Origin of the sequence: Actinomadura napierensis (assembly GCF_039529375.1) — a bacterium.
GTDB lineage: Bacteria > Actinomycetota > Actinomycetes > Streptosporangiales > Streptosporangiaceae > Spirillospora > Spirillospora napierensis.
Map to the genome: position 1 here is coordinate 107,779 of NZ_BAAAMR010000015.1, position 12,369 is coordinate 120,147.

The 12,369-nt window shown below is 75.0% G+C and carries 2 protein-coding genes; both read left to right on the forward strand.

What is annotated here, in order from left to right:
• Window positions 1-4: 4 nt before the first annotated feature.
• Entirely contained in the window at window positions 5-10,039 is a 10,035-nt protein-coding gene (locus ABD296_RS11595) for a type I polyketide synthase (protein WP_344264772.1), read from the forward strand.
• A gap of 42 nt (window positions 10,040-10,081) precedes the next feature.
• Window positions 10,082-12,369: type I polyketide synthase (locus tag ABD296_RS11600; RefSeq protein ID WP_344264774.1), on the forward strand; the 2,288-nt coding region annotated here is incomplete at its 3' end.

Genomic DNA, 12,369 nt, shown 5'->3' on the forward strand with positions numbered 1-12,369 from the left:
CCCGATGGAGAACGACGACAAGTTCCGCGACTATCTCAAACGGGCCACGGCCGAGCTCCAGAGCACCCGGCAGCGCCTGCGCGAGGCGGAGGCCCGGGACCGCGAACCCGTCGCGATCGTGGGCATGGCATGCCGTTTTCCCGGTGGCGCCTCGACCCCGGACGGCCTGTGGCGGCTGGTCGCCGAGGGCCGTGACGCGGTCACCGCGTTCCCCGCCGACCGCGGCTGGGACCTGGAGCGGATCTTCCACCCGGATCCGGACGTGCCCGGCACCTCCTATGTGCGCGAGGGCGGGTTCGTCGGCGAGGCGCCCTGGTTCGACGCCGAGCTGTTCGGGATCTCGCCGCGCGAGGCGCTGGCCATGGACCCCCAGCAGCGCCTTCTGCTGGAGACCGCCTGGGAGGCGTTCGAGGGCGCCGGGATGGCGCCGGCGTCGGTGTCGGGCAGCCGGACCGGCGTGTTCGTCGGCGCGACCTACCAGGAGTACGGCCCGCACCTGTCCGAGGCCGGCGAGGACATCGAGGGCCATCTGTCCACCGGGGTCACGCCGAGCGTGGCGTCGGGCCGGCTGGCCTACGTGTTCGGGCTGGAGGGGCCCGCGCTCACAATCGACACGGCGTGCTCGTCGTCGCTGGTGGCGCTGCACCTGGCGTGCCAGTCGCTGCGGCGCGGGGAATGCTCGCTGGCACTGGCGGGCGGGGCCACGGTCCTGTCGTCCCCCGGGCTGTTCACGGAGTTCTCCCGGCAGCGCGGCCTGGCGCCCGACGGGCGGTGCAAGGCGTTCGCGGCGGCGGCGGACGGCACCGGCTGGGGCGAGGGCGCGGGCCTGGTGCTGGTGGAGCGCCTGTCGGACGCGCACCGCAACGGGCACCCGGTGCTGGCGGTGATCCGCGGCTCTGCGGTCAACCAGGACGGTGCCAGCAACGGCCTGACGGCGCCGAACGGGCCGTCGCAGCGGCGGGTGATCGAGCAGGCGCTGGCCTCTGCCGGGCTGGCGCCGGGGGACGTGGACGCGGTGGAGGCGCACGGGACCGGCACGACGCTGGGCGACCCGATCGAGGCGCAGGCGCTGATCGCCGCGTACGGGAGTCGCCGGGACCGGCCGCTGTGGCTGGGGTCGGTCAAGTCGAACATCGGGCACACGCAGGCCGCGGCGGGGATGGCCGGCCTGATCAAGATGGTGCAGGCGATGCGGCACGGCGTCCTGCCCCAGACCCTGCACGTCGATGAGCCGACCCCGCACGTGGACTGGTCGGCCGGCTCGGTGCGCTTGCTCGTCGAGCCGGTCGAGTGGCCCGAGGCCGGGAGGCCGCGCCGTGCGGGGATCTCCTCGTTCGGCATCAGCGGCACCAACGCCCATGTGATCGTGGAGCAGGCGCCGCCCGCCGAGACCGACCGGCCCGAGCCGCCCGACCGGCCGTCGGCGGTGCCGTGGCTGCTGTCGGCCAAGACCGAGGCCGGGCTCGCCGCCCAGGCCGAACGGCTGGCCGAGCACCTGGACGCCCATCCCGAGTCGGACCACGGCCAGATCGCGTGGGCGCTGGCCACCACCCGCTCGATGCTGGACCACCGGGCGGTCATCGTAGGCGAGGGGGCGGAGCTGCGCGAGGGCCTGCGGGCGCTCGCGGCGGGCGCACCGCATCCCGGCCTGGTCACCGGTCACGCGTCTCCCGGGGAGGTGGGCGGCAAGACCGTCCTGGTGTTCCCCGGCCAGGGGTCGCAGTGGGCGGGGATGGGCGCCGAGCTGCTGTCCACCAGTTCGGTGTTCCGCGAACACATCCAGGAGTGTGAGCGGGCGCTCGCTCCTCATGTGGACTGGTCGCTGACCGGCGCTCTCACGGGCCGCGTGCCGTTGACGCGGGTCGATGTGGTTCAGCCCGCGCTGTTCGCGGTGATGACCGGCCTCGCCCACGTGTGGAAGTCGCTGGGCGTCGAACCTGATGCGGTGATCGGGCACTCCCAGGGCGAGATCGCGGCCGCCTACACCGCGGGCGCTCTCACCCTGGAGGACGCCGCCCGGCTCGTGGCGTTACGCAGCCGCGCCCTGACCGCGCTGGCCGGGACCGGCACCATGGCCGCCATCCACACCACCCCGGACCAAGTGGCCGACCTGCTCCCCGAGACCGTCGCGATCGCCGCGATCAACGCACCGACCACCACGATCGTCGCCGGTCCAGAGGACGCCATCAACAGGCTGCTCGAGACCTGCGAACGCCAAGAGATCAAAACCCGCCGCATCGACGTCGACTACGCCTCCCACGGCCCCGCGATCGACGCCATCGCCGACCAGATCATCGAGGCGGGCTCCGGGCTCGACCCGCGAACCACCACCACGGCCATGTACTCCACCGTCACCGGCCGGCTCATCGACGGAACGGAACTGGACAGCCGGTACTGGTTCGACAACATCCGCAACACCGTCCGTTTCCACCCCACCGTCACCCACCTCGTCGAGCAGGGCCACACCACCTACATCGAGGCCAGCCCCCACCCCGTCCTCACCGCCGGCATCGAGGACGCCCCCGTCCTGGCCACCGGGACGCTCCACCGCGACGGCGGCGGCCGGGACCGGCTCCTCATGAGCCTCGCCCGCCTCCACGCCAACGGCTTCTCGATCGATTGGGCCCGCGTCCTGGACGCCCTCGCCCTCCCCCGGCCCGCGGCGCCGCCCGTCCCTTTGCCCGCCTACGCCTTCCAGCGCGAGCGGTTCTGGCTGGACGGCAGGGGCCGCCGGGCCGGGGACGTCGCGGAGGCGGGCCTGGCCCCGGCGGACCATCCGCTGATCGGGGCCATGGTCAAGCTCGCCGGCGGTGACGAGATCGTCCTGACGGGCCGGGTGTCGCGGGGGTCGCATCCGTGGCTCGCCGACCATGTGGTGGCCGGGTCGGCGCTGCTGCCGGGGTCGGCGTTCGTGGAGCTGGCGATGCACGCCGGCGGGCTGGCGGGCTGCGGCCGGGTGGAGTCGCTGACGCTGGAGGCGCCGATGCCGCTGCCCGACCGCGGCGGCGTCGGGCTCCAGATCGCGGTGGGGGCGGCCGACGAGCGCGGCCGGCGCGCGATCACCGTCTTCTCGCGGCCGGAGGAGAGCGCGGACGACCTCCCGTGGACCCGCCACGCCGGCGGGGTGGTGACGCCGGGGCGCCCGGCCGACCAGCCGGACATGCCGCTCTGGCCGCCCGCGCAGGCGCTGCCGGTCGACACCGAGGGCCTCTACCCGGCCCTGGCCGAGCTCGGCTACGAGTACGGCCCGGCCTTCCAGGGGCTGCGGCGCGCGTGGCGCGACGGCGACGACCTGCTCGCCGAAGTGGCGCTGCCCGACGGCGGTGACGCGGCCCGGTTCGGCGTCCACCCCGCGCTCCTGGACGCCTGTCTGCACGCCGTGGCCCTGGCCGGGCTCGGCGGCGCCGAGCGGGAGCTGAACCTGCCGTTCGACTGGAACGGCGTGTCGCTTTTCCTCCCCGGCGCCGGGGCCGCGCGGGCGCGGGTCTCCCCGATCGGCCCCCGCACGGTGACGGTGTCCATCGCCGACGAGACCGGCCGGCCGATGATGTCGGTGGAGTCGCTGACGATGCGGCCGGTCCGCGCCGACAACCTGCGGCACGACCACCACCTGTTCCGCATGGACTGGACGCCACTGGAGGAACAGGAGGCCCCGCCGCTGGGCGCGTGGGCGATCCTCGGCACTGACGACCTGGGGCTCGAACCCGACCTGGGACCGTTCGCCGACCTGGGGCAGGCGGCGGACGCCGGCGACGTCCCGGACACCGTCATGACCGTCTGCTCCGGTGACGGGACCGGCGACTTGGCAGAAGCGGCGCGGGCGGCCGGCGCCGCCGCGCTCGGGCTCGTGCGCGCCTGGCTGGAGGACCGGCGGTGGGAGTCGTCCCGGCTGGTCGTCGTCACGCGCGGCGCGGTGTCCACCCGCGCGGGCGAGGACGTCGCCGACCTGGCCGCCGCCCCGGTGTGGGGGCTGGTCCGCACGGCCGAGTCGGAGAACCCCGGCCGGTTCCTGCTGGCCGACATCGACGGCCACCCGGACTCGGCGCGCCTGCTGCCCGGCCTGGCGCAGGCGGCGTCCGCCTCGGGCGAGACGCAGATCGCCGTCCGGCAGGGCACGGCCCTGGTGCCGCGGCTGGCCACCGTCGCGCCCGCCGAGGACCCCCCGGCGCTCCTGCCGGCCCCGGACGGCACGGTCCTCATCACCGGCGGGACGGGGCTGGTCGGCGGCCGGATCGCCCATCACCTGGTGGCGGCCCACGGCGCCCGGCACCTCATCCTGGCCGGCCGCCGGGGACCCGGCGCGGCGGGCGCCGCGGAACTGCGGGACCGGCTGGCCGAGCTGGGCGCCGAGGTCACCGTGGCCGCCTGCGACGCCGCCGACCGCGAGCAGCTCGCCGACCTGCTGGCGGGCGTCCCGGCCGCGCACCCGCTGACCGCCGTGATCCACGCGGCGGGCGTGATCGACGACGCGGTCGTGGGGTCGCTGACGCCCGAGCGGATGGCGTCGGTGGCGCGCCCGAAGATCGACGCCGCCGTCAACCTGCACGAGCTGACGCGGCACGAGGACCTCGCGCTGTTCGCGCTGTTCTCGTCCGCCGCGGGGATCACCGGCACCCCCGGCCAGGGCAACTACGCGGCGGCCAACGCCTTCCTGGACGCGCTGGCCGCGCACCGGCGGGCGGCGGGCCTGCCGGCGGCCTCCCTGGCCTGGGGCCTGTGGGCGGAGACCAGCGAGATGACCGCCCACCTGGGGGCGGCCGAACTGGCCCGGGTCGAGCACGACGGGCTGGTCCGGCTGGGGTCGCGGCAGGGGACGGCGCTCTTCGACGCCGGGTGCGCGGCGGGCGAGGCGCTGGTGGCGCCCGTCCTGCTGGACTTCGCGGCGCTGCGCGCCCGCGCGTCCGGCGGCACGCTGCCCGCCCTGTTCCGCAGGCTGGTTCCAGCCAGGCCCGCGGGCGGCGGCGCGGCGGCGCGGCCGGACGGCGCGCTCGCCCGGCGGCTGGCCGGGCTGCCGGAGGCGGAGCAGCGGCAGGCCCTGCTCGACCTGACGCGCGGCCACGTGACGGCGGTGCTGCGGCGCGACACCGCGCAGGGCATGCTCGCCGAGCGGGCGTTCCAGGATCTCGGGTTCGACTCGCTGACCGCGATCGAGCTGCGCAACCGGCTGAGCGCGGCCACGGGGCTGGCGCTGCCGGCCACCTTGGTCTTCGACCACCCGACGCCGCAGGCCGTCGCCGACCATCTTCGCGCCCTGCTGGCCGGGGCGCGGCACGGGCCCGCCGTCCCGGCCGCCGCCGGGAGGGCCGCCGACGAGCCGATCGCGATCGTGGCGATGGCCTGCCGCTACCCCGGCGGGATCCGCTCGCCCGAGGACCTGTGGCGGTTCGTGGCGGAGGGCCGCGACGGGATCTCGGCGTTCCCCACCGACCGCGGCTGGGACCTGGACCGGCTCTACCATCCCGCCCCCGGCCACCCTGGCACCACCTATGCCCGCGAGGGCGGGTTCGTCTACGACGCCGCCGACTTCGACCCCGAGTTCTTCGAGATCTCGCCGCGTGAGGCCGCCGCGATGGACCCGCAGCAGCGGCTGCTGCTGGAGGTCGCCTGGGAGGTCCTGGAGAACGCCGGCATCCCGCCCGGAGCGCTGAAGCACAGCCCGACCGGCGTCTTCACCGGGGTGATGTACCAGGACTACATGACGCTCCCTGAGCAGTTCACCGACACCACGGCGGGATACTCCCTGACCGGGACGTCGGGCAGCGCCGCGTCGGGCCGCATCTCCTACGTGTTCGGCCTGGAGGGCCCGGCCCTGACCGTGGACACCGCCTGCTCCTCCTCGCTGGTGGCGCTGCACCTGGCCTGCCAGGCCCTGCGGCGCGGGGAGTGCGACCTCGCGCTGGCGGGCGGCGCCACCGTCATGGCGACGCCGACCCTGTTCGTGGAGTTCTCGCGGCAGCGGGGGCTGGCGCCCGACGGCCGGTGCAAGCCGTTCGCCGCCGCCGCCGACGGCGCGGGCTGGTCGGAGGGCGCCGGGCTGCTGCTGGTCGAGCGGCTGTCGGACGCCCGCCGCAACGGCCACCCCGTGCTGGCGGTCGTGCGCGGCTCGGCGGTGAACCAGGACGGCGCCAGCAATGGCCTGACGTCGCCCAACGGCCCGTCCCAGCAGCGCGTGATCGCGCGGGCGCTCGCCGACGCGGGCCTGGCCGCCGGTGACGTCGACGCGGTCGAGGCGCACGGCACCGGCACCACGCTCGGCGACCCGATCGAGGCGCAGGCGCTCCTGGCCGCCTACGGGCAGCGGCGCGCCCGGCCGCTGTGGCTCGGTTCGATCAAGTCCAACCTGGGGCACACCCAGGCCGCCGCCGGGGTCGCCGGGGTCATCAAGATGGTCGAGGCGATCAACCACGGCGTGCTCCCGCGCACCCTGCACGTGGACCGGCCCACGCCGCACGTCGACTGGAGCGCGGGGGCGGTGAGCCTGCTCACCGAGCCGGTCCCGTGGCCGGAGACCGGACGGCCGCGCCGGGCCGCGGTCTCGTCCTTCGGCATCAGCGGCACCAACGCGCACGTGATCGTGGAGCAGGCGCCGGCCGCCCGCGCGGCCGGGGCCCCGGCCGTGACGGGGCCGGCGCCGCTGCTGGTGTCGGGCGCGAGCGAGGCCGGGCTGCGCGGGCAGGCCGGGCGCCTGGCGGAGTTCCTGCGGGAACGCCCGGCCCTGGACCCGGCGGCCGTGGCGGGGGCGCTGGCGACCAGGCGCGCGACGCTGCGCCACCGCGCCGTGGTGTTCTCCCTTGACGAGTTGCCGGCGCTCGCCGCCGGCTCCCCCTCCGGCGGGGTGGTCGAGGGCGTCGCCGACCTGGACGGCAAGGTCGCGTTCGTCTTCCCGGGGCAGGGCGCCCAGTGGGAGGGCATGGCCACGTCGCTGCTGGCGCAGTCCGCGGAGTTCGCCGAGCACATCGCCCGGTGCGAGGAGGCCCTCGCGCCGCACGTGCCGTGGTCGCTGGCCGAGGTGCTGCGGGACGCGTCCGCGCTGGAGCGCGTCGACGTCGTCCAGCCGGCGCTGTTCGCGGTCATGGTGGCGCTGGCCGGGCTGTGGCGCGCGTACGGGGTGGAGCCCGCGGCCGTCGCCGGCCACTCCCAGGGCGAGATCGCCGCCGCGCACATCGCCGGCGCCCTGACCCTGGAGGACGCGGCCAAGGTGGTGGCGCTGCGCAGCCGGGCCCTGCGCGAGCTGGCCGGGCACGGTGCCATGGCGTCGGTCGCCCTGCCCGCCGCCGAGGTCGAGCGGCGACTCGCCCGCTGGGACGGCGCGCTGACGCTGGCCGCGGTGAACGGCCCCGCCTCCGCCGTGGTCTCCGGCACCCCCTCGGCCATCGACGGCTTCCTGTCCGAGTGCGGTGCTGAAGAGATCCGCACCCGCCGCGTCAACGTCGACTACGCCTCCCACTCCCCGCAGATCGACCGCATCGAGGCCACGCTGCGCGAAGCCCTCGCCGGCATCGCGCCGCAGCCGTCCCGCATCCCGTTCTTCTCCACCGTCACCGGCGACCGGTTCGACACGACCGGGCTGGACGCCGGCTACTGGTACACCAACCTGCGCCGGCCGGTGCAGCTCGAACGAAGCGTGCGCAGCCTGCTCGGCCAGGGCCACGACGCCCTGATCGAGGTCAGCCCGCACCCCGTGCTCGTTCCCGGTCTCCAGGACACCGTCGATGACCTCGGCGCCCACGCCGCGGTCATCGCGACCCTCCAGCGCGGCCAGGGGGACCTGTCCCGGTTCCTCGCCGGCGTCGCCCATGCCCACACCCGCGGGGTGACCGTCGACTGGGCGCGCCATCTGTCCCCCGACGCGCCGTCCTCCGTGCCGCTGCCCACCTACGCGTTCCAGCGGCGGCGGTACTGGCTGGAAGGCCCGGGGCCGGCGCCCGCTCCCACCGCCGGCGACGACGCGCACTTCTGGAGCGCGGTGGAACGCCAGGACCTCGACGTCCTGGCCACGATGCTGGAGCCCGACGGCTCCTCCTCGCCGCTGGAGGTCTTGAAGCCCGCCCTGCCTGTGCTGTCGTCGTGGCACCGCAGGCACCGGGAGAAGTCCGAGGTCGACTCGTGGTGCTACCGGGTCACCTGGACGCGGGTCGCCGACCCGGCCGCTTCGCCGCTGCCCGGCCGGTGGCTGCTCGTGACGCCGCCGTCCGCCGGCGCCTGGCCGGACGCCTGCCACGAGGCGATGGCCGGTCCGGGCGGCGCGGACGTCGTCCGCCTGGAGGCCGATCACGGCGCCCTCGACCGCGCGGCGCTCGCGGAACGCCTCAGTGGCCAGGACGTCCAGGGCGTGGTCTCGCTGCTCGCCCTGGACGGACGCGCCGCGCTCGCCGGCACCACCGCGCTGCTGCAGGCCCTCGGCGACGCCGGGATCAACGCCCCGCTGTGGTGCGTCACCCGGCAGGCCGTGTCCACCGGCCCGGCCGACCCCGTGGACGACCCGGCGCAGGCGGCGGTCTGGGGGCTGGGCCGGGTGGCGGCGCTGGAGCACGCCGACCGCTGGGGCGGCCTGATCGACCTTCCCGAACACCCGGACGGAGAGGCGTGGGCGCGGTTCGCGGGCGTCCTGGCCGGGGCGGACGGCGAGGATCAGGTCGCGGTCCGGCCCATGGGCGTCCTCGCCTGCCGGCTGGCCAGGGCCGCCGGCCCCGGCGAACCGGTCCGGGCCCCCTGGAGGCCGAGCGGCACCGTCCTGGTGACCGGCGGAACCGGCGCGCTGGGCGCGCACGTCGCCCGCTGGCTGGCGCGCGGCGGCGCGGAGCGCCTCGTCGTGGTCAGCCGCCGCGGCCCGGCCGCCCCCGGCGCCGGCGAGCTGCGCTCCGACCTGCGGGCGCTCGGCGCCGAGCCGGTGTTCGCGGCCTGCGATGTGGCGGACCGGTCCGCGCTGGAGCGGGTGCTGGCGGACATCCCCGGCGAGTGCCCGCTGACCGCGGTCGTGCATACCGCGGGCGTTCTGGACGACGGCGTCATCGACGCCCTGACCCCGGACCGGCTGGCGGGGGTGCTGGGCCCCAAGGCCGGCGCCGCCGCGCATCTGGACGAGCTGACCCGCGACCGGGACCTGTCGGCGTTCGTGCTGTTCTCCTCCGCAGCCGGGGTCCTGGGAAGCCCGGGGCAGGCCAACTACGCGGCGGCGAACGCCTACCTGGACGCGCTGGCCCAGCGCCGCCGCGCGCAGGGGCTCCCGGCCCTGTCGGTGGCGTGGGGCGAGTGGAGTGGCGGCGGCATGGCCGACGACGAGAGCACGCAGGCCAACCTGCGCCGCAGCGGCTTCTCCGGCATGGATCCCGAGCTGGCCGTCGGCGCGCTCCAGCGGGCGCTGGACCGGGACGAGACCTGCCTCACCGTCGCCGCCGTCGACTGGGCGTGGCTCTGGCGGGCGTTCGCGCCCACCCGCCCGATCCCGCTGCTGTCCGGCCTGCCGGAGATCCGGCAGGCCCTGCCGACCTCCGAACCGGCCCGGGAGGCGTCCTCGGGATCGGCGGCGGCGCTGCGCCGACGCCTCCTCGGCGCAGCCCGCGCGGAACAGGACGCCATCCTGGTCGAGCTGGTCACCGCCACCGCCGCCGCCGTCCTCGGGCACGCGTCCGGCGCGGACGTGCCGACCCGGCAGACGTTCAAGGAGCTGGGCTTCGACTCGGTCTCGGCGCTCCAGTTCCGCAACCACCTCACCCGGGAGCTCGGGATGCGGCTGCCGAGCACCCTGGTGTTCGACCATCCGAGCCCGCAGGCGCTCGCGCACTACCTGAGAACGACCATCGCCGACGAGCCCGGAAACGGCGCCGGAATCATCGCGCAGCTCGACGAACTGTCGAACGCCGTCGCCATGGCCGGCCTTTCCTCGGCCGAGCAGAAGACCATCTCCTGGCGGCTTCGGGCGCTGCTGTCGAGATTCGAAGAAACCGGCCGCGAGCCCGACGGAACGGTCGACGAACTGGTGTCCGCGACCGCGGACGAGGTCTTCGACATCATCAAGGAAGAATTCGGCAGGTCCTGATCAAGACGCCGTTTTCGCCGCATCTTTTGGAGTTCGGTTCAGATGGGGAATGAGCAGCAGCTTCTCGACCACCTCAAATGGATGACCGCGGAGCTGCGGCAGTCGCGGCGGCGGCTGCACGAGGCCGAGTCGAGCATGCGGGAACCGATCGCCGTCATCGGGATGGCCTGCCGGTTCCCGGGGGGCGCGTCGTCCCCCGAGGGCCTGTGGCGGCTGCTGGACGGCGGCTCCGACGCCATGTCCGGATTCCCGACCGACCGCGGCTGGGACCTCGACCGGCTCTACTCCCCCGACCCCGAGCGGCCCGGGACGAGCTACGTCCGGGAGGGCGGGTTCCTTCACGACGCCGGCGACTTCGATCCCGGCCTGTTCGGGATCAGCCCGCGCGAGGCGCTGGCCATGGACCCGCAGCAGCGGCTTCTGCTGGAGGGCGCCTGGGAGACCGTCGAACGCGCCGGGATCGCGCCGGCGTCGCTGCGCGGCAGCCGGACCGGCGTGTTCATCGGCACCAACGCGCAGGACTACGCCCAGTTGCTGCTCGCGGACACCTCCCGCAAGCTCGAAGGCCATATCAGCCTCGGCAACGCGGCCAGCGTCGTGTCCGGGCGGCTCGCCTACACCTTCGGCCTGGAGGGGCCCGCGGTCACCATCGACACCGCGTGCTCGTCCTCCCTGGTCGCCCTCCATCTGGCCTGCCAGGCGCTGCGCCAAGGGGACTGCTCGCTGGGCCTGGCCGGCGGCGTGGCCATCATGTCCACGCCCGGCATCTTCGTGGAGTTCTCCCGGCAACGGGTCCTGGCGCCGGACGCGCGGTGCAAGCCGTTCGCGGCGGCGGCCGACGGCACCGCCTGGTCCGAGGGCCTGGGGCTGCTGCTGGTGGAACGCCTGTCGGACGCGCACCGCAACGGGCATCCGGTGCTGGCGGTGATCCGCGGTTCGGCGGTGAACCAGGACGGGGCGAGCAACGGCCTGACCGCGCCCAACGGCCCGTCGCAGCAGCGGGTGATCGAGGACGCGCTGGCCGGGGCGCATCTGGCGCCCGGCGACATCGACGCGGTGGAGGCGCACGGCACCGGTACCGCGCTGGGCGACCCGATCGAGGCGGAGGCGCTGATCGCGGGCTATGGGCGGCACCGGGACCGGCCGCTGTGGCTGGGGTCGGTCAAGTCGAACATCGGCCACACGCAGGCCGCGGCCGGGGTCGCGGGCGTCATCAAGATGGTGCAGGCGATGCGGCAGGGGGTCCTGCCGCGGACGCTGCACGTCGACGAGCCCACGCCGCACGTGGACTGGTCCGCCGGCCCGGTCGAGCTGCTCACCGAGCCGGTGCCGTGGCCCGAGACGGGGCGGCCGCGCCGGGCCGCGGTCTCGTCCTTCGGCATCAGCGGCACGAACGCGCACACGATCATCGAGCAGGCCCCGGTCCCCGTTCCTGAGGAGGCGAACGAGGCGGTCCGTCTCCAGCCGCCGCGGCCCGAGGCGCCGGCCGTGCCGTGGTTGTTGTCGGCCAAGAGCGAGACGGGGCTCGCCGCGCAGGCCCAACGACTGATCCAGCACCTGGACGCCCACCCCGACCTGGACACCGGTCAAGTGGCATGGGCGCTGGCCACCACCCGCTCGATGCTGGAGCACCGCGCCGTGATCGTCGGCGACCGGGAGGCGCTGCGGGAGGGTCTGGCGGCGCTGGCGGTCGGGGAACCGCACCCCGCCGTCGTGACCGGCCGCACCGCCCCAGGCGGCGGAAAACTCGCCCTCATGTACTCCGGCCAGGGCTCCCAACGCCCCGGCATGGGCGCCCAGCTCTACCAACACCTCCCCGTATTCGCCCAAGCCCTCGACCGGACATGCGAGGCACTGGACCCCCACCTCGACCGGCCCCTCAAACCACTCATGTTCGGCCAAGACCCCGAACTACTCGACCACACCCTCTACACCCAACCCGCCCTGTTCGCCCTGCACACCGCACTCACCCACACCCTCACCACCTTCGGCATCACCCCCCACCACCTACTCGGCCACTCCATCGGAGAAATCAGCGCCGCCCACACCGCAGGAATCTTCACCCTCACCGACGCCGCCGAACTCATCACCACCCGCGCCCGCCTCATGAACACCCTCCCCCCCGGCACCATGGCCGCCATCAACACCACCCCCACCGATCTCACCCCCCACCTCGGACCCGACGTCACCATCGCCGCACACAACACCCCCACCACCACCGTCATCTCCGGCGACACCCACGCCATCACCGACATCACCAACCACTACCAACAACAAGGAACCAAAACCACAAAACTACGCGTCAACCACGCCTTCCACTCACACCACAC